Source organism: Paenibacillus sp. FSL K6-0108 (assembly GCF_045040695.1).
GTDB lineage: Bacteria > Bacillota > Bacilli > Paenibacillales > Paenibacillaceae > Paenibacillus > Paenibacillus pabuli_B.
This window is the reverse complement of the sequence record NZ_CP150288.1, coordinates 2,468,530-2,489,592: the sequence shown is the minus strand read 5'-3', so window position 1 is coordinate 2,489,592 and position 21,063 is coordinate 2,468,530. Positions and strand designations below refer to the sequence as shown.

At 46.9% G+C, this 21,063-nt stretch carries 11 protein-coding genes; 2 read left to right on the top strand and 9 right to left on the bottom strand.

Annotated elements, in window-relative coordinates; translation table 11 throughout:
• The first annotated feature begins 124 nt into the window (after positions 1-124).
• Complete coding sequence (locus MHB49_RS11565; protein ID WP_405156195.1) at positions 125-898, top strand: N-acetylmuramoyl-L-alanine amidase; 774 nt, start codon at positions 125-127, stop codon at positions 896-898.
• Here MHB49_RS11565 and MHB49_RS11560 read toward each other — a convergent pair.
• The 4 genes from MHB49_RS11560 to MHB49_RS11545 form a co-directional block, all read right to left on the bottom strand.
• Positions 873-1,829 (bottom strand): divergent polysaccharide deacetylase family protein, encoded by a 957-nt coding sequence (locus MHB49_RS11560; protein WP_405156194.1) that lies wholly within the window; start codon positions 1,827-1,829, stop codon positions 873-875. The two genes, MHB49_RS11565 and MHB49_RS11560, sit on opposite strands and share 26 nt — an antisense overlap.
• A 160-nt stretch (positions 1,830-1,989) precedes the next feature.
• Positions 1,990-3,594, bottom strand: a complete 1,605-nt coding sequence (locus MHB49_RS11555) for an extracellular solute-binding protein (RefSeq protein ID WP_405156193.1) — start codon at positions 3,592-3,594, stop codon at positions 1,990-1,992.
• Between the two features lie 133 nt (positions 3,595-3,727).
• Entirely contained in the window at positions 3,728-4,618 is an 891-nt protein-coding gene (locus MHB49_RS11550; RefSeq protein WP_029880772.1) for a carbohydrate ABC transporter permease, read from the bottom strand.
• 28 nt (positions 4,619-4,646) lie between these two features.
• Positions 4,647-5,603: an ABC transporter permease gene (locus tag MHB49_RS11545; RefSeq protein ID WP_405156192.1), complete on the bottom strand. Its 957-nt coding sequence runs from the start codon at positions 5,601-5,603 to the stop codon at positions 4,647-4,649.
• Between the two features lie 222 nt (positions 5,604-5,825).
• Between MHB49_RS11545 and MHB49_RS11540 the strand changes: the two genes are divergently transcribed.
• Positions 5,826-7,583 (top strand): sensor histidine kinase, encoded by a 1,758-nt coding sequence (locus MHB49_RS11540; RefSeq protein WP_405156191.1) that lies wholly within the window; start codon positions 5,826-5,828, stop codon positions 7,581-7,583.
• Positions 7,584-7,649: 66 nt separating this feature from the next.
• Here MHB49_RS11540 and MHB49_RS11535 read toward each other — a convergent pair whose 3' ends face one another.
• The 5 genes from MHB49_RS11535 to MHB49_RS11515 all read right to left on the bottom strand — a co-directional run bounded on the left by MHB49_RS11535 (position 7,650) and on the right by MHB49_RS11515 (position 20,987).
• On the bottom strand, positions 7,650-9,770 hold the full coding sequence (locus MHB49_RS11535) for an alpha-galactosidase (protein WP_405156190.1): 2,121 nt from the start codon (positions 9,768-9,770) through the stop codon (positions 7,650-7,652).
• Positions 9,771-9,936: 166 nt separating this feature from the next.
• The gene (locus MHB49_RS11530; RefSeq protein WP_405156189.1) at positions 9,937-14,514 is read right to left on the bottom strand and encodes an S-layer homology domain-containing protein; all 4,578 of its coding nucleotides are present in this window, start codon (positions 14,512-14,514) and stop codon (positions 9,937-9,939) included.
• Positions 14,515-14,812: 298 nt separating this feature from the next.
• On the bottom strand, positions 14,813-16,345 hold the full coding sequence (locus MHB49_RS11525; RefSeq protein WP_405156188.1) for a response regulator: 1,533 nt from the start codon (positions 16,343-16,345) through the stop codon (positions 14,813-14,815).
• A 100-nt stretch (positions 16,346-16,445) separates the two neighbouring features.
• Positions 16,446-18,773: a glycosyl hydrolase family 95 catalytic domain-containing protein gene (locus tag MHB49_RS11520; RefSeq protein ID WP_405156187.1), complete on the bottom strand. Its 2,328-nt coding sequence runs from the start codon at positions 18,771-18,773 to the stop codon at positions 16,446-16,448.
• Positions 18,774-18,929: 156 nt separating this feature from the next.
• Positions 18,930-20,987 carry an alpha-galactosidase gene (locus tag MHB49_RS11515; RefSeq protein ID WP_405156186.1) on the bottom strand — a complete coding sequence of 686 codons (2,058 nt, stop codon included), beginning with the start codon at positions 20,985-20,987 and terminating at the stop codon, positions 18,930-18,932.
• Positions 20,988-21,063 lie beyond the last annotated feature (76 nt).

Sequence of the window (21,063 nt, the reverse complement as noted above, 5' to 3'; positions counted from 1 at the left end):
CAATAAACATTTTTTTTGCTACAAAGAGTATGAAAAACAGAAGAATGCACAGTCTAATGCCAAAGGTATCCATCCACTCCGTTTACGGCATAAGAGTCTATTTCAAGAAGGAGCGTGTATTCTCATGTATAAGCTGCTGGCCGCATCGCTGGCACTGTTAATCAGCATCAGTTGCTTTCCCCTGACCTCGCATGCCAGTGCGGCGAAATTCATCCTAACCGACTTGCCTACACTGTATTCACAACGATCACCCATAAGCCCATCCATGCTGCCAGTAACTGATGGAGATGCGTATCACTCCACTCATCATGCGTTTGCAGCACCTGTAATTTTGCTGGATGTTGGTCACGGCGGCATTGACGGTGGAACAACAGAGCATGGAGTACTGGAGAAAGACATTAACCTGGCCATTAGTCAAAAGGTATATCTCCTGCTTCGCACTAAGGGCTATGCGGTAATCATCAACCGACTCGGCGACTATGCGCTGAGTGACGAGAATCGCTGGTTAAACAGTCGCTCACGTCATATTAAAGATTTGGCTCAACGCAAGAGCCTTAGTGAAGAGGTCAGCACCGACATTGTCGTCAGTATCCATGCTAACTGGAGCCCAAGATCGTCTGCACAAGGACCTGTTGTATTACATCAGAACGAAGGGCGCAGCTATATGCTGGCGAGTTCCATTCAAAATCAGCTTAATCAATTGTACGATACACAACGTGATGTAGTGTGGGGCAAGCCCTTTTACCTGTTAAATCATGTGAAGCAGCCAGCTGTAATTGTTGAAACCGGATTTCTGAGCAATGCACGTGATCGCGCAATGATCAGCGACCCAAGTACACAAAAACGGATTGCCCAATCCATTGCCAACGGTATTATTTACTATCTGTCGGCAGTTTAGGTTCAGCTTGCCAATGCCATACATCTCGGACCAGATCGCTAATTCCGACGAACTCGATCTGATCTTTGAGCCGTGATACGGACTCATGTACGACAGCTGAGGTATTTAATCCGGTGTGACCCACATGACCAATCACTACACATACATCTTTGTCGAGAGCACGTTGGGCAGCCAATTCCATTTGCTTGCGTATATGTTGTTTGGAATTATGATCATCCAGAAATATGTCGTTACCGACGGGTGGCATGTTTTTGGCGATGGCCACTTCACCCACCACGGAGCGGAAGTTGGTACGACTATCTACAAAAAACAGCCCACGCTCTCGACATACATCCAAAACAATGGACATGATTCGTTTATCAGAGGTAATTTTGGAACCCATGTGGTTGTTCATACCGACGGCATAAGGAACTTCGTCTATGGCTTTCTCGACTCGTTCACGTACTTCCTCATCGGTCAGATTGGATGTGATCGCTCCTGGACCGAGCCATTCCGGTCTGCCTTTTTTGGGCTCCATAGGCATGTGAACAATGACATCCATTCCCTTTTCATGTGCGGCAATCGCATCTTTCTTCGTCGTTGGCAAGAACGGCATTACGGCCAGCGTAAGCTTAACTGGGGTCGCCAAAATTTCAGAAGTTCCTTTCATGTCATTTCCCGCATCATCAATGATGATTGCCATACGTTTATGCTTGGATTGGTCTGCTGTAGAATCTGATGATGTATGACCTGAAGCTGAACCTGAACCTGGTATTTCTATTGAGGCTTGCTTCGTTATAATTTGTTCCATCACCTGCCCTGAACGAAACTGGGATTCCGCACTGCTGACAGAAAGACCCACACCATAACACATGAATATCGTGCCTGTTAATACCAATGACATTTTACATTTCCAGGTACAGGACCACCCTTTTCGTCCGGCCTTGTTCATCCATCGTTCCCTCCTTTGTTCTGTCCCATCATTATTTGAACAATGAAGGGGGAATATGTAGACCAAAAAAGCCTGTTCATTCCAAATGGGGGAACATTGCGGTCATAGACAATAAGCGTCCCGGAACATCACGGGACGCTTACAAAAAACTTTGGATTATTTATTTGGAATTCCACAATTCCATACGCTGAGCATATTTCTCGTTAATGATATCTTCCACTTTCTCATCGCCGGCCTTTTTCATATCCTCCAGCATTTTGTCGAATACAGAATTGGCTTCAGCTTCACTTGGAGCAATAATGGCTCTCGTAATGCTCTGATCCATAATATCCTTCACCTTCTGGGCCGTCAGTGCTTGAGGTGTTCCCCCATCCGGATTCAGGTTGTCATACTGTGCTGTATCCCATACGGAATCACCAAGACTCTTGAGAGCGAGTTCATCCACTTCACTGCGTTGGAATTTAACGGCCATGTCATATGGCTGTCCATTTGGATCAAGTCCGTTTTTGACAAACCATAACCATTTGCGAACACCGCTTTTCTTCACCGTATCATCCCAGTTATCCTTGAAACTCTGCAGGAATGCAGGGTCTGGTTGGCGCTTGCCATCCACCATGGTATATTGCTCGCCTTCCTTACCCCACAGCAGCAAATGCTGTCCTTCATCACTCGCCAGATAATTAAACAGCTTAACGGTCTCTTCCGGGTGTTTGTTGTTTTTGGTAATGGCGATTGCATCCCATCCAAGCGAGCTTCTTGGGCCAAATGTGGTTTGGGCCGGATCTACACCTGGAGCAACAACCTTGTATGCGAACAACTGATTCTTTTCCCCGCCATCCTTCTTCAGGGCCGCATTGCCGTTACCTGGGTCCCAATATGCTCCTGGGGTAGCGAATACCGCGCCAGTCGTCAGCTTTTGAATCCATGTCTGCGTTTTGCTAATGGCAAATTCCTTCTCAATCAGACCTTCTCGATATAACCGATTCATATATAACAGCATTTCACGATATTTGGGGTCCTTGACATCATATTGCAGACGTCCGTTGTTGTCATAGTACGTTTTCAAACCCCACATGCCTTTGAATGTCCCCAGATTCGCGCCCATGTTCTCACCGTTCATGGTCATCGGGATGGATTCTTTGCCATCAATCGTGTTGTATTTTTCTTTAAAATTTTTCAGAAGAGCTTCAAACTCATCTGTTGTAAGTGGCTGAGAACCATCTGCTTTGTCTGGAAGAAACTCTTCCAGCAGACTCTGCCTCATCAGCATACCAAAGACCGGATCACTGTCGAGTCCATACCAGTTTGCCAGATAGTAGTTCTTGCCGTCTGTATAACGTGTTTTGGTCAAGGTTTCGCCGTACATTTCTTTCAGATCAGAACCATACTTTTCAATTAACTCATCCAGTGGAATGAATGCGCCGCTTGAAATGTACTTATCGAGGGAAGCATCTCCACGACTCATGACCACGACATCCGGATAGTCACCACTCGCCAGCATCAGACTCAGTTTTTCCGTTGGATTCCCCGTTGGCTGTTGGATGGAGATCTCTATGCCCGTCTTTTTGGTAATTTCCTGGGCCACTGCATCGGTAAAAGGTTCTCCTTTGGTATTGCCATCAAACCAGGTCAGCGTAATCGGCCCTTGTTCCCCATCTTTACCTGCTGTGTTGTTCTCCCCATCACTGGAGGAGCAGCCCGCCAGCAAACCAACGACTAATGCAGCTGTAATCCCCATGGTCATCCATTTTTTTGTCTTTGTCATTGACACCCTAATTCCTCCCAATGAATAAATTCCTGTAGTGCTAGATTGAGCATTTCCAAAACGATCTTTGCCCACCCCCTTTCAGGAAGAGGCCACCGGACAAGCCTTCCCTGCAACCGGATTATGGAACAGATTAACTCTTCACCGCGCCCAAAGTCATGCCTTTAACAAAGTATTTTTGCAGGAACGGATATACCATAACGATTGGCAAGGTAGCTACCATCGTAGCAGCCATTCGAATGGTATCGCTTGAAACGGCATTCCGCTTGGCCGAGTTGGCCAGCATTTGCGTTTGTGAGATCATGCCGCCAGTCTGAAATTGATTCAATATTTTGACAAGCACGGCTTGCAAAGTCTTCAGGTCCGAGCTGTAGGTAAATGCATAGGAATCAAACCAGGCATTCCAATGCCCAATGGCTTGAAAAAGCCCCACTGTTGCAAGTACAGGTGTTGTCAGCGGCATCACAATCCGGAAGAAAATCGTCAGATCGTTAGCTCCGTCAACCCTCGCCGATTCTTCAATTTCATGGGGCAGCTGCTCCATAAAGGTACGGACAATAATCATATAGAAGACATTCATCAAACTTGGCAAAATGAATACCGAGAATGTATCGATCATGTTCAGTGCCTTAAGCACCATGTAGAACGGAATGAGCCCACCACTGAAATACATGGTAAAGATAAAGTACAGGTTCCAGCCTTTGCGACCAATCAGATTCCGCCGACTTAGCGGATATGCAAGCATCGTAATGACGAGAACCGACAGCGGTGCGCCAATCAGCGTTCGTTTGACGGTTACCCACAGCCCGTTTAATATCTCGCTATCTTTTAAAATCTGCTGATAGCTATCCAAGGTCAAATCCCTTGGCCACAGGTAAACGCCGCCCCGTACCGTATCCTCCGCGCTGTTCAATGAAAGAACGAGTATATTCCAAAACGGAAGAAATGTAACGAGTAATACGAGAATAAGAATGAAATACACAATGATTTTGAAAATACGATCCCCGAATCTGTTCAGAATCATCACAAGCGCTCCCCTCTGTCTTTTATAGTTAGAACAACGCCTGGTCGTTCACTTTTCTGGAAATCCGGTTCACGATGAGAACAAGAATAAAGGCAACAACGGATTTGAACATCCCCACGGCAGCCCCGTAAGAGAACATGCTGTTCTGTAGTCCGTATTTGTAGGCATAAATATCGATAACTTCGGAGTATTCAAGCACGGTATTATTTTGCAGCAGGTATTGCTGTTCAAATCCTGCATTCAAAATGCCTCCGACCGCAAGAATAGCCAATATGACAATTGTAGGGCGCATGGATGGCAGCGTAATATGCCACATTTGCTTAAATCGGCTGGCTCCGTCCACCCTGGCCGCTTCGTAGAGTTCAGGATTTATGGAAGCGATTGCGGCGAGATACATAATGGCACTGAAACCCATCTCTTTCCACATATTCGATAATGCGATTATCCACCAGAATAGAGGCCCGTTCTGCAAAAATGCAACTGGTTCTTTGACAATACCCAGCAAAACCAGAATATTGTTAAGCATTCCATCCGAAGCCAGCAGCGTAATTACAATGTTGGCTGCAATAACCCATGAGATAAAATGCGGCAGATAAGAAACCGTCTGTACAAAACGCTTGAAAAATCCCTGTCTCGCTTCATTCAACACAAGCGCGAGAATGATCGGAGCAGGAAATCCGAAGAACAGCGTCAGCAAGCTTGTCGCAAGCGTATTACGCATAACCCGATAGAAGTCCCCTGTAGTAAAGAAATACTCAAACCACTGGAAACCTACAAATTCGGCATGGAAGAACTGGTAAAAAAACGATCCCCCACCCGGCTGATAATTCGTAAACGCCATATATAGTCCAAACATCGGACCATAGGAAAATAGCAATGTCGCAATGAAGGCAGGAAGCATAAGCACGAATAACCATTTTTGCTCTTTTAGTCTGCTTATCAGATTACTGCTCCTGACTGTTTTGATAGCGCTTACCTTATGCATTAAATACCCTCCCTTTTTCTATACAGCAGCATGGCCAGCCATATCTTGATTAACTTCTCTCCTATTTATCATAAATTTGACGCCAATCGCTTGCCATAGTCGAATTCTCCGAAAGATACCGCTTTTTAAAGATGTTTTTGTGCAAAGAGAGGATTGGATTTCAATATTTACTCTGCTATGATGAACTGTGCAACGAATAATCAGTCAAGAGAGGGCTCCCTAATGCGCCAATTCTATCGAAAATATATATACATGCCTTTTGTTAACCTGAGCTTTCGTTCCAAACTGTTTATGGTATTTGTACTCGTTACCATCATTCCGATGATGTTATTGGTTTATTTTTCCTATGAACTTACCAAAACAAAACTTACTGAGCAGATCTACATCAACATGACGAACTCAACAGCTCAGATCACTAAAAATCTGGAAAATAAACTGGATAGCTACGAACATATTTCCGCCTCCATTTATTTGGATAATCGTCTTGCCAATTACCTTACAAACGAGTATCAGGATGATCCATCCTATTTGGATGTCTATAATTATATTGGCAATCGAATCGACACCGTGATGGCTGCCTACCCTGATTTTGATAGCGCATTCATTTATTCAGACAATCCATCGCTGCCCAAAGACAATTATTATATCAGGCCGATTACACCCGAAGTTCAGAACACGGAACTGTTTCACAAATTGAAACAATCTTATGGGAACATTATTCATCTCTCATCGCCGCAGACCGAGAATGGTCCCGCGATGTTTACGCTTGCCCGGCTGCTGAACAACAATAGTAATCAGTATCCCTACGGCATGCTGGTCTTTCAAATTTCCGAGTCTGTCATCTACTCTCTCATGGAAAAAGAAGCAGGCGGCAAAGATATTTTTATTATCAATGACAAGGGCATTATTCTATCTTCAGCGGACAAGCAGTTAATCAACACAAGCCTGCCCGAATTGCTTCATCAAAATTTTGACGAGACACCTTCAGGCAGATTTGATACAACGTATCAAGGGGTCAAGGCTCTAGCGGTGTATAATACGCTCAAAAACGGCTGGAAAACGGTATCCATCTTCCCTTATGACAGTATTATCAAAGATGCCAAATCTCTCTCTCAGCTTATTATCAAAATTTCACTGGGATTCATCGGTGTGGCGCTGTTGCTCATTTATATTACCGCATCGCTGTTCAGCAAACGCATCAGGACGTTAATACGGATGATTCGACGCATTGAACGGGGGGATTTCAATCCTACCCATGAGGAACAAATGGGCAATGATGAGATAGGACAGCTTCACTTTGCATTCGAACAGATGACAACCCGGCTGAAAAGTCTGGTTACGGAGGTCTACCAGAAGGAGCTACAGAGCAAAGAAGCCGAGCTCGACCTGCTTCAAGCTCAGATCAATCCTCATTTTCTGTATAACACACTCGGCTCGATCTCCTCTCTGGCCGTAAAACATCAGGATCCGCAAATTCAGGATATGGTCCTTCATCTGGCCAAGTTTTATCGGATATCCCTGAATAAAGGAAAGAGCATCCTGACGATCAATGAGGAATTGAAATTGACGCAGAGCTATAATGCCATTCAGCTTATACGATTTAAAGGCAAGCTGAACATCATCTACACGATAGATCAATCGATCCTGCCCTACTCGACCGTAAAGCTTGCGCTACAGCCTTTTGTGGAGAATGCAGTGATTCATGCACTTTGGAATCAGGATCGGCCCCTCAATATCCATATCAAGGGAGTCATTGAGAATAATAGTATCATCTTATCTGTTATAGACGATGGGATGGGCATGCGGCGTGAGACGCTTCAGTCTTTGTTTGAAGAGAAAGAAGGCAGAGGCTATGGCATTTCCAATGTGGATCGGCGAATTAAGCTAAAATTTGGTGAATACTACGGTGTTAAAGTGTATAGCAAACTAGGCATGGGAACCACGGTCCAAATCCGACTGCCACAAAAAGAGATTCAATAGAAAAGGAGTGCGTTGCAGCCACTATCGGCTTGCAAAGCACTCCTTTTAAACAGTTCTATAGAACCATTATACCTGCTCACGGATACGGTATACCAGACTGTCGAAATCGCCACGTAGAGGCAGCTCCACCCCGATGTTCATCAGCGCACGGCCACTGACCGATAACCCCAGCTCTTCAATGAGATAGGTCTTGTCAGCCTGAAGGCCCGCCAAACGCAGTCTAGGCAACGGTTCACCCAGCTTCTGCGAGTGAAGAAAAGCGAACAGAACATGTTCACTTGCGGTAGCATCGCTGTACTGGACAGCCGTAACCCCCTTATCGCGAAGCGCAGTCAGGCGGAATTGTCTGCCGAATTGTACGAGGTGGCGAATGGCTTTGTACTGACTGATGAATTCCCCAGATTGCTCAATCCACTCATCACTCCACTCGTTCAGATTGGAGCCAATACCAAGCGTGCCCATCATTGCACTGTGGAAACGATACTTCAGGGAGACGTTTCGACCGTTCATTCCTGTAGGTGACTCGGTTACCCAACAGGTCATCATACGTGGCGCGTACGTATACGAGAACCCTTCCTGAATGCTCAGACGGTCGAACGCATCCGTATTGTCACTCGGCCAGGATTGGTCGGCATAACGGAAGATGCCCAGATCAATCCGCGAGCCACCTCCTGCGCAAGTCTCAAATTCCACATCCGGGAACTTGGCTCTCAGCTGTGCCCATATATCATAGAGACTCTGGACATGCCTTACCCATACTTCCTTCTGACGGTTAATGGGGTGACCCTTCATGCCAGGCTCCGTGATGGTCCGGTTCATATCCCATTTAATGAACTTAATCTCATGGTTGCCAAGCAGTTCGGTCATAAAATGGATAATGTATTGCTTAACCTCCGGCTTGGAAATGTTAAGCAGCAGCTGATTACGAAGCTCCGTACGTCCCCGGGTCTCAAAATGATATACCCAGTCTGGATGTTCTCTATAAAGATCACTATCCGGATTGACCGACTCGGGCTCTACCCATATGCCAAACTCCATCCCAAGTCCTTGAACCCGGTCAATCAGCTCCACAAGTCCGTTCGGGAACTTATCCTTATTCACGTTCCAGTCGCCCAACCCAGCTCGGTCGGAATGCCGCTGTCCAAACCAGCCGTCATCCACAACGAACAGCTCAACGCCCATCTTGGCTGCCCGCTCGGCAAGCGCCATTTGGTCCTGTGCGTTAACATCGAAGTAGGTAGCTTCCCATGAGTTGTACAGCACTTTCCCGATTTCACTGCGAGGCAGTATGTAATTGTATTGATATTGGTGCAAGCGGTGGCTCATTCCGCCAAAGCCTTCTGGGCTGAATCCGCCGACAAAGACAGGCGTCTCAAACGTTTCACCCGCACCCAGCAGCCATTCATTGTCAAAATCATTGATGCCACCTGTTACCCGCACATGCGTGAATGGGGTCTTCTCAGCCACAATCTTCCAGTTGCCGCTCCAAGCCAGAGCACCAAACCATACCCCGCCGCCGCTTTCTGTCGAAAGACCATCATCAATCGCAAACCATGGGTTGGCATGACCGTCAGTGAAACCTCTCCGCGATTCAAGTACCTTCTTTCCCTCTGTCAAAATGGTATTGCGCAGTTGGAATTCACCCGACCATTTCCCCGTAACATGAGTTAGGCGGTAATCCTGGAGATATGGCAAAGTCCAGGCTGCGGATTGCATGCTTTCCAGCACGATATCCTCTTGTCCCTTATTTACGATATTGGCATAACGCTCCACCAGGTCGAATTCCGGGATGACCCGATATATCAGCTGCGTTTCAAGTGCATAGACCTGATCCTTCAACGTAATAATCAACGTCTGTCTGCCATCTTGTTCAATGATCTCGTGACGGTCATACTTTACATGAAGATCGCGGACACCATCAGACATACGCAGCTTCAGAGATGGCTCTGTATAAGATGCACCTCCCCAGACGCTATACTCCTCCACCTCTCCTTCCACTTCCGCGTCAAAAGAGCTGTGGGATTGTAGATGGAGCAACGGAGCGCTGTCCTCGATGTCCACCGGGTTACCCCAATACAGATGCTGGAGGTGTTCCCTCTCATTAATTCCGAAAATGTAGGACGAATTTTGCGTCTGTATTGCAAATATACGTAGTTGTTCATTATATTGAATCGTCAAGTTTATCATCCTTTCGAGTTCCTGTTACCCTCGTGCTGTGTGTTGTGAACATACATATTATTGTAGGAAGCAGGAGTTAAATTAGCCATATCGCATTCTTACAATCCATAGGGGAAATCATCTGTCATTCTAAGTTATGAAAATAAGGCTGCGATGCAATTCGCAGCCTTATAGCTTACTTCAAAATCAGGTTATAGATGACCTGAGCCGCCTCTGCTCGGGAAGCTATCCCTTTAGGCAGGAACTGCCCTTGTTTTTGGCCTTGGACCAGTCCTAGTCGGGCTGCATCCTTCACCGAAACAGCTGCCCATGAAGAAACCTGAGCCATATCGGTAAACAAAATGTCTGTAGAACCAACAGGCACTTTACCATCATTCAGTTCGTATGCTTTCATCAACATCACCGTAATTTCTTCACGGATAATCTGTGCGTCCGGCTGGAAACGGGCTGCGCTTCGGCCGTTGACAATACCGGCTTGGGTCGCAATCGAGATGGGTTCCGCGTACCAGGCATCTGTCGCTACATCTGTAAATTGTACTTTCCCCGCTGCGGTCAGTCCCAGAGAATGAACGAGCATGGCAGTGAATTCAGCGCGAGTGACTGCCCGTCCTGGCTCAAATTGATCCACGTTTGTGCCTTCGACATACAGCTTAGCTGCCAACTCCTTGATTACAGAGCTGGCCCAATGATTGGCCGGAACATCGGCAAACGTCCGATTCAATTCTAGAATGGCATACTTGCTGAAGTGGCTCACTTTAGTTGTTAATACGCCATTCACGTAATCCGATTTGAGAAATTCCAATTTTCCATTTTCGTTAATATAATATATTCCTCCCTGTGAAGGGTCGAAGCCTTCAGCCGCTGCCAGACTTAGCGTAACTGGATGATCAAACACAGAGAGTATTTCGGTTGCGCCAGATTTGGTTGTTGCCGAAAGGCTGAATTCAACGATTTCACCCTTAAGGGAAACCGTTGCCCGGGAAGATGACTCCACTGCAGCAACGACCTCCTTGGCCTTGCTGCCAAGCGGAACCATTTTCAAGGAAATCGTACTTTCTTCCTGCTGCCCCGCTGGTAGCTTGCTCAGCAGCTGTTGGAACAAACTCGCAGGTATTTGCAGGGTTAGCTTACCTGATTTTACTTCCAGTGTATGGTTGCCGAGCTGGCGTAAAACAGCAGATGACAATTGTAGCTCCTGAGTACCAGCCTTGATGTCCACAACGGCTTTCCCTGCCCCACTGTCCACTTTCAGCATATCGGCTGTAATGACCAGTTTTGCTGTATCGTTCTCTTGAGCAGTGCTGTTGCCGGAGTTCCCGCTAGTATTATTGGTATTGCCATTGTTGCCAGGGTTGCTTGGATTACTTGGATTACCTGGGTTGCCTGGGTTGCCTGGGTTGCCTGGTTTTTCGGTCAATTTAACCAACTTCGATTCAGCCGGTCCAAGCGAGATGGACCATGAAGCCGTGGCTGACGAAGATTCACCTGTCCACAAATCTTGTAACGTGTAGGATTTGGATTCATTCAATCCGGCACGACCCAAATGAATCGTTTTGCTCGCTGAACTATTGGCGCTGTAATTAAATACGGCAAGGTAATAATCATTGCCGTCTTTTAGAACAAACGTATCTGCAGCATTTGCATTCGTATTCCCTTCAAGCGGCTTGAATACTTTGCCTTTCAGCGCCACCTGAAGAACATCCGTATTATTGTACAATGCTGTCATGTATTCCTGTGCCTTGGGATCGTTCACATCATCGGAATCCATCATCACCGTGCCGGCAATCACACCGGAATTCACCCGACTGCGGGCTTCCTCCAGGCTTGAAGCACTGCTTAATGCCAAATGATCTGGGTCTGTATAAGAATAGATCGTTCCATTTTGCCAGAAACCATATGTCAATGAATTGAGCATGTACTCCGTCTCATTGATTTTGCCATAGGTGTCACAAGAGATCCGTCTGCTGTGCGCATATTGACTTGGAAAGATCGGTGCAATAGACGCACTAATAAACATTTTCCCGTCCAATCGCTCTTCAACATAACTCATCCCTTCATTGTATGCCTGGATTCCTGTCGTCACAGTAGTGTCATAGTGTTGGCCTTCCAGTGAGCCATGGGTTAGGAAATCCAGTTTGATGAAGGTGAATCCAAGTGATTTAAACTTATCCAGAAAATAATTCATACGCATTTGACTCCCCGGATGTGTCACATCCAGTGCATATGCTCCATCCAGTGTAGGCAGAGGTTCCCCCTCAGCATCCTTAAGCACAATATCACCATACGTATATTGCCCGTTGGTACCATCTACTTTTTGGCTCATATCGTTACCCCAATACACAAATGGTCCCCAATAGATGCCCGCATGCTGACCATTGTCCTTAATTACAGATACGGCTTGGGCAAGCTCTGCATCACTCAGATTATCCCAGTAGGAATCCATATTAATGAATACATTGCCGTTATTATTAAACTTCTTCAAGCTGTTCTTGAAATAATTCGATACATCTACTACATTCTGATACGAAAGGCTGCTGTCATAAGCTCCCCAGCTATTCCAACCTACTGGAACACCTTGTGGCAGCTCCGGATTCAACGCTAGCGGAGGTGTAATAATTGCATTGGCTTTTCCGTATTCTTCAAGTCCTGTGCGGTAATCACTGAAACCACCTACCATAATCAGTGGCGAGGACAGTTCAGTACCAGTCAGGCTGCCATGTGGCTGAGTATCGCGAGTAACGTCACTCGCTGCACCACCATACACAGCAAATTCATTCAGACGATTAGCTGAGCCTTTCCAGTCAATACCGGTCTTCCAGATGTCATGGGTTACTGAACCGATCACAAGACCATTACGTGTTGAGTTATTGAATACCGTTGTCATTTCGTAACTGGTATCCGCCCGGTTCATCGTTTGAGATTTATAGCGAATCCATGCATCGTTGTCAAAAGGCACCGTAAGCACGCGGTTATCCGAGCTGACGCCGATATCCACACCACCCGTATTTTTCACGGTAATGGGTGACATGTAATTACTCTGGATCTCTGTATCACTGATGGCGTCCAGACGGTTGAGGAAATACGATTTATTTTCATAAAACCGATAGATCTGCTTCAGGGTCGGTTTTCCAGTTGACGTATGAACAAAGTTCAACTCAATACCTTTGCCGAATCCATCCTGAATCTCCAGCGGTGCTCCACCGCTCGCATGACTCTCATAACCTTTGGTTTCCAAAAGGCTCTCGCCAAGTTTAATGCTGCTGAAAATCCCCCGCATCTTCTGCCCTTCTGCCCAGCTATAACCGACGAATCCAGTCTGGGTATTATAAGACACTTCGTATTGTCCATTCGATACCAGAAGACCATGAGTGTAATCAGTCACCGTGATATCCCCGTATCGTTGCGAGTCACCCGGTGTCCCTAGATCGTCATCTCCTTCACCTGGATTTTCGGGTTCTGTCTCTATCGCAGGCTCGACGATAATCCGGTCCAGATCGGGAGAATAGCCATTGTTGTCTGAAAAGGTAATCGTATTCTCGCCTTCAGTTAATGGGAGGGTAAGATCATACGTACCTACCGTATCCCAATCCGGGGTTTTGGGTAGGTCGTGGTACTGCTCTTCCCCACCATTTGCATGGACATAGAAACTCCGCGGATCACCTGAAAAATAATCTACCTTAACGCGGTAATCACCTGTCATGGGGGCTATAATTTTATTGAATGTCAAGGAGCTCCCACCATTCAGGTAGCCGACCTTTTTGCCGCCGGAAGCATTCGGACTCTCTGTTATACGCGCTTCACCAGTCAGCGTATTGCCCGCATCTTCGGCTTCATAGCTAAGCGTATACGGGATGACTTCAATTCGGTCAAAATCGGGGGAGTACCAATCATGATCCGAGAACGTAATAGTATTAGCTCCCTTATGGAGGGAAGCTTCCGCATCATATGTGCCTACCGTATTCCAGCTTGCCGTTTTGGGCAGATCGATCATCTCATCCGTGCCATTGTTCACCTGCATATAAACAGGACGCTGGTCACCGGAGATATAAGATATCCGGATCAAATATGTACCATCTGCCGGTACAGTAACATTCGTAAATTGCAGTGAACTGTTTTTGTTCAGATCCGTTACTTTTTTTCCGCCTGAACTGATACTGCTGTCCACCACCTTGGCATTGCCTTTCAAAATATTGTCAGCTGCTTCTGCCTCAATGATTGCACCATGCAGATTTTTCTTCCAGTCGTCTCCGCCACCTTCTCCCGGCATGTCACTGTCCAAACCGCGGATCACAATCTTGTCGATGTCGGGAGAATACCAGTTGTTGTCATCAATCAGGATGGTGTTGGTACCCGCGTTCAACGGAAGAGTCACATCATACGTTCCCACCGTATCCCAGTCGACTGTCTTGGGTGGTTCTTCAAATTGCTTTTCCCCGCCATTAACACTAATATTGAACGGCCGCGAATCACCTGAAATGTAGTAAACGGAAATCTTATAATTTCCTGTCTCACTTACAGTAACATTGTTAAATTGCAAGGAACTGCCTTGGTACATGCCTCCGACCTTTTTGCCGCCTGAAGCCGTCGGGCTATCGGAGATTTTCGCGTTGCCAAGCAAAATATTCCCCTCGGCCTCGGCTTCATAGGTATTCATATCATCGGCGTGAGCTGTGCGGACAAACTGGCCCCCGCCAACTACCAAGCAAAAAATGATTAAGAACACAAATCCTTTTTTCATCATCCGTCCCAACATAACATGCCTCCATTTTCTTATGATTGAGTCAGGTCTCCATATGCCTATCCTGGCAGTGGTTCACAGCCATTATCTGTAATCGCTTTCATAAAGAGCTGTCAAATCCCCTCTCTCCTCCTTCCTTTCCTATATGCCTAATTGTAAAAAGGAGGAGGGGGATGTTCCATACCACAATGTTACTATTCATACAGGAAAGCCTCTTTTATTTGCCATATTACGGGTTAGTCAGAGGGAGCCTATCCAAATCATGTTCAGGGAAATCTGGAGGATCATTATCGTTATCAGAGGACCAGTATGGTTATATACTTTTCCTGTATTCGTTGGGTGTTACGCCCTGTGTCTTTAGGAATAGAGAAATAAAATAGGACGTACTCTCATAGCCCACGTTCTGCGCGATATCGTGAATCTTGAGCGAGCCATCTGCCAGCAGTTCCCTGGCTTTATCCAGTCTGATGCGTGTCAGATAATCGTGAATCGTCATCCCTGTTTTGTCCTTAAAAATGGATCTCAAATAGTTCGGTGACAAATAGACCTGATCAGACAGGCTGTTGATGGTAATCGGCTGATTGTAATTCTGATCGATGAGGGTACGAACCTTGTGAATCAATTTTGCATTTTTGTCCATAAACCGCTCACCCAGCATGCTCACCGCATCTTCCGCAGTACCGAGAATCAGATCTTCGATCTCATGCAGAGTCAGTGCATTATAGATGGAATGATATAGCTCAGCCCGCTTCGGAACAGGTTTATGAAGCTGCTCCAGCAGCTCATTCACGAGATCTATCGACCAGTCGCAGATGATTTTTTTCTTGACTCGCAATGTTGCCAATCCCTCAATATACCCGTGCAGCTTCTGTGCGGCCCATTCAAAATCCAGTCGGTTAATAGCCTCAAACCATTCCTTTTGTTCAAAAGGGGGCATATGCTCCGTATAAAATTGGTTCGAAAGCGTCTCAGCATGAATTATCGTGCCTGTACCTTCATAGAAACGCTCGTTCAAGATGGTTCGCGTCTGTTCGTATAGACAGTGAATGTTGGATAACTCGGTCTCTTGTCCGCCTACTGCTGCCGTTACCGTAAAATCCAGAGCACTACGAATAGCCTCCGCCAAGTCTTCCCACGCATAATGTCCCGGCTGCTGGGACGCTTCCATAAATACACCGGTCTCTCCTTCCTTGTAATCCACAAAGATCGCTTTCAGGTTCTTCGCTTTGAAGAAATGATCGAGAAAAGACACCAGCCGAGCTGTACATTCCTCCAGACTTTGCTGTTCCTCTTCAGCCTCCTTGGGATCGATGCTGAACAAGGCCATTGCATATCGGGTGGTCTCCGATTGTCGGGTTAGACGGCTGAAACTACAAGCGAGATCCATAGCACGATCCTCATTTTTTTCGTAAGATAACTCCTTCAGGATATTGGCTTTGGCGGCCTCCATGGAACGGTTCTTCATTGCAACTTCGTCACAACGCTGTTTAACTTTACTGATAACGCTTTCAATTTCATTTAAATCCAAAGGTTTTAGCATATATCCCACGGCCCCTACGTTGATAGCCGATTTTACATATTGAAATTCATCGTGCCCGGTCAGAAACATCACCTGGATCGAGTCGTAGCTCTCATGTATCTTTCTCGCCAGATCAATACCGTTCATTATCGGCATCTGAACATCGGTAAGAACGATATCAGGCTGGGTGGCCTCGATCTTCTCCAAGGCCTCCCTGCCGTTACTCGCCGTTCCCATGATATAGATACCCAGCTCTTCCCAACGGATATAATCCCTCATCATCTCAAGTCCCAGCTCTTCATCGTCTACCAAAAAAATACTATACATCAGCGTCCCCTCCCTTTGTCTCTTTCTGTCTCTATTATATGTTTTTCCCCCCGTGGGACCATGGTCCATATAAATGAAAGTTATTTTCAAGTATAGATCGTTATTTTACCAACTCCAGCTCGCTATTGAAATAATAACTTTCGCCTGCTTCGGCATGAAGGATCGTTCTATGCTTGCCCCAACAAATGGTGAACGTTCCTGGCGAGAATGTGTGAACGTTAGTTGAGGTCAGCTTTCCATTCTTCCAAACGATGTCCACCTCGGCATTTCCTTTAGCTCTCAGCCCGGTGATCGAGCCTGTGCTCCATGCCTTTGGCAGCGCTGGGAGAAGGTGAATCTCGCCCGCATAACTTTGCAGCAGCATCTCCGCTAAGACAGCTGTACCGCCGAAATTACCATCAACAACGAAAATATTACTTTCTGCTCCAGCAATTCCGGATTTGGAATAGGTGAACAGATTATCAAAGCACAGACCGCCGATCAAATGTGAGAGGTGTTTATATGCCGTTTCCCCATCGTGCAATCTCGCAAAACCCAGTCCAAACAAAGCAGCTGTAAATTCAACATCCTCCAGCTCTTCCTGGACCATACGGTTCTCCAGCGTTACACGCGCTGCCGCACTGAGTTCCGGTGTACGGTCAGGTGTAATCTGATTGTCCGGATACAGCGCATACATATGAGACAAATGCCGATGCTCCGGCTGCACCTCTTCATAATCTTCCAGCCACTCCTGTAACTGGCCTTTCTTGCCGATCTGTAGAGGTGGAAGCTTGCTGATTGCTTCTTCCAGTTTGCGTCCGAGTTCCTCGTCTTTATTCAAAAGTTCAACTGAATGAAGACAAAATTCGAAGAGCCTGCGCACCAGCATCTGGTCCATTGTTGTTCCCATAGACAGCTGCTGTGCCCCCTCCCTCGAACCGGGATAGAAATGATTCTCCGGCGAATTGGAAGGACCCGTCACCAGCCAACCTTTCCGAGGATGCTCACACATGTAATCCAGATAGAAGATCGCGGATTCTTTAAGTACAGGATAGGCGACATTCTCAAGGAAAACACGATCCTGATTGTACTCATAATGCTCAATCAGGTGTGTAGCCAGCCATAATCCGCCCGTAACGTTCAGCCCCCACGACGTCTCCCATCCAGGCAGCGTAAAGCCCCATACATTGGAGAAGACATGAGCGACCCATCCGTCGCATTCATATAGATTACGAGCCGTTTCCCTGCCCGCCTGTGCCAGATCCTCAACATACCGAAGTAACGGAAGATGGCTCTCCCCCAGATTCGTAATTTCTGTGGGGTAATAATTCATCTGGGTATTCACGTCCAAGTGATAATCACAGCTCCAGCCCATTCGGCATGCTTCACCGTCATTCCAGATTCCCTGGAGATGAAGTGGCAGCGGAGAGTTCTCGCGCGAGCCCGCAATGGTCAGATACCGTCCATATTGAAAAAATAATGCGAACATCTGCGGATCTTCATCTCCATCACCCTGTTCCAACAAACGAATGCGTTGATCTGTAGCCAGACCGGATTTCCCTTTGGACCCCAACTGAATATCTACCTTGTCATACTGCTTGCTATAATCGCGGATATGGTCCTCTCTCAGCAAGGCATACCCTTTGTTTAAAGCCTTCATCAGTGTAGACTCGTTCTCTGATTCCCAATCCTGATCTGTACGGCGATAATCCGTGCTTACACTAAAATAAATCCATGCCTCATCCGCCCCGGTCACGGTCAATCGATTATCTCTATTAGCGATGGCCCCTCCGGATACAACCAACTTGACCATACCCTTGGCCCATACGCCACAAGTCCCATCACTATGTACATTTTCCGTTGCCTGCCCTTGGAATTCAAGCATGTTGTCATCCAAGGCTACAACCTTGAATGATTCCGTGCCTGCCTGCAAGCCAAGTGTAAAGGATACGCTACCCGGGGCATCGCCCCAAATTCGGGAGGCCACTATATCATCGGCGTGAGAAGTAAAAACTTCACGAAGAATCGTGATGTCGTCATTCTTCCAGAACGCCCCGGCCAGCGCTTGAGTCAGATCCAGCTCACGTTGGAAAATCCCCTCTTTATCAGAATCCGAATTCTTCTTCTCGAAATCAATAACAACTTCACATAGTCCAAGATTGGTGCCGAAATTACGCTTCGTTGGCTGCAAATGTTGTTTGGCAAGACGGTCTCCTCCATCATAATCCCCGGAGAAAAAGTGATCTCGCATCTCTTGCAGTGCAGCCTTGCCTCCTTCGGAAGGGTGCTCCGGATCAATTCGACCCGACCAGTAGGTGACCTCACTCATACTCCACACCTCACGATGGGATGACGCCATGACAACCGCCCCTATTCTTCCATTGCCCAGCGGCAGGCCTTGAGACCAATCCGCTGCAGGGGTTGAATACCATAAAGTAAAATCGTTCATATTCATGTCCTCCAGTCCAATAATGATTATCTTTAAAAATAGGATGCATGGCCCAAAATAGACAAACGCGCGATTTGTAAGATACATAAGCGCGCGTTTGACTTTGTTTTTATATCCTAAAACCGTTTACAACTCTGGGTTGCCATTTCGCCCAGGTCAATTTCCCTTCACGGTCAATCTGAAGATTTTGGATTCTGCCGGTTCCAGCGAGACCGTAAGCTCCCCAGACGTTTCCCCTTGTGAGCCTTCCCACAGATCCTGCAAGCTGTATACGGCATTGACGTTTAGTCCGGCCCGCTCCAGCGAGATGGATTTAACCGCAGTTTGTTCAGCATCAAAGTTGAAGACAGCGAGATAGAAACTCTTCTCTTCTGGCGATTCAAGGACAAACACATCAGAAGACAGCTTCCCATAATCACCTTCAACTGGACGGAAGGTTTTGCCCATACGAGCAACGTTCAAAATATCCTTGTTGCCAAGCCATTCTTTTGCTCGTTCGGCAGCTTCCTCTTTACGGAAGTCATCCCCGAGCAGGAGCACCGTACCGGCGATAACTGAAGCAGTCAGACGGCTGCGTCCTTCATGCCAGCCGGTAGCTTCCTGGTTGAAGCTCTTGTATAACACCGAATGATCCGGATCATTGTAGCGATAGAGTGTGTTGCTCATCCACCAGCCGTGTGTCAGCGAGTTCAGCATATATTCCGTATCCGCAAGTGTACCGAAGACATCACAGGAAATACGGCGGCTGTGGGCAAATGCATATGGAAATAATGGAGCGATGGACAAGTTAATGAAAAATGGCCGTCCGATTACTTCTGGCGAGAGCTTATGCTGCAAATAAGACATGCCATAGTGATAAGCTGCGATCCCTGTTGTAATATTCGAATTGTGGTGCTGTCCTTCCAACGAGCCATGTGCCAAGAAATCCAGTTTGATATATTCGAAACCTTCCGAGATGAATTTATCCGTGAACCAGTTGATTCTTTGCAGGTTGCCTGGATGTGTCGGATCTATCGCCAGACCACCGTCTACATCTGGCAGAATTTCGCCCTCACTGTCACGCAGCAGGATATCTGCATAGGTGTATTTGCCGTTTGTTCCTTCGACCGCCTGACCGAACTGATCAGGCCCTCCCCAGAAGGCAAATGGGGTCCAGTACGTTCCCGCTCTATGACCATTTTGCCGTACCCGGTCCAGTGCACTCTTCATCTCTTCCGGCGTAAAATTGTCCCAGAAAGCATCAAAGTTGATATATAACGTATCCTCATTCTCGAATCCAAGCGGCTGTACTTCATTTTTCAGAAAATCGCTGGTCGCTGTATACAGATCATAGTCCAGATCACTCATGGCCGCAGACCAGCTGTTCCATCCGATCGGGACACCGCCCTCCCAAGGTAATTGAGCCTCAATCCAGGTATTCGCCTGGCCGTAGGCTTCAAGACCTTCACGGTAGTCTTCATAGAACCCGATGAATACCAGAGGAGATTCCACTCTTTTTCCCTTCACATAACCATGAGGCTGGGAATCACGAGTCAGTTCACTCACGGCACCGCCGTACAGATCAAGTCCCTCGATATGTCCGCTTTTTTCACTTTGCATACGAATCCCTGTTTTCCATACCTTATGCGTAAGGGAACCCATCACAATTCCCCGGCGGCTGTCGGGCGCAAACAAGGCTGTCGCCTCGAAACTTTCCACATCAAGCGGCGGCTTAACCACCGTATATCTGACCCATTTATCGTTGTCAAACGGAACACGCAGAATGCTTGGTTCATCCTGCCCGGATTCTCCGCCGAGGGATATGGTTTTGGATTGGATGACAGCCATGCGATTCGCCTTAAGCTCTTCATCACCGACTATAGCGGTCTGCACCAGTACAAACGGTGAGGATTCATACATATAGAAATGCTGCTCCAGCTGCGGCAGCAGCGAGGCTTTATGCAGAACAACCAAGCGGATGCCTTTTCCAAATCCTTCTCGAATAATATCTTCCTGTGCTGTCAGCTCATGGTTCTGATAATGATCCGTGCTGTATTCCCGGCCCTGCCAGCGAAAAGCACTACGAATGCCCTTCACATGGGAAGAATGCTTGCCGATGCAGGACACCTCACCATTTTCAAGATTGATCTCCAGGCTCACGTGCCCATTTGTAACGCTTACAAGATTAACATTCTGTTGCTGCACTTGTACGGCTGTATCGCTAGTTAGCATCATATGCCTCCTTATTGTTGCATGCTGTGCCCTGAGTGGAGTTGGTTATGTCTCTCCTGCCCAAGTCTGCCCTCATTAT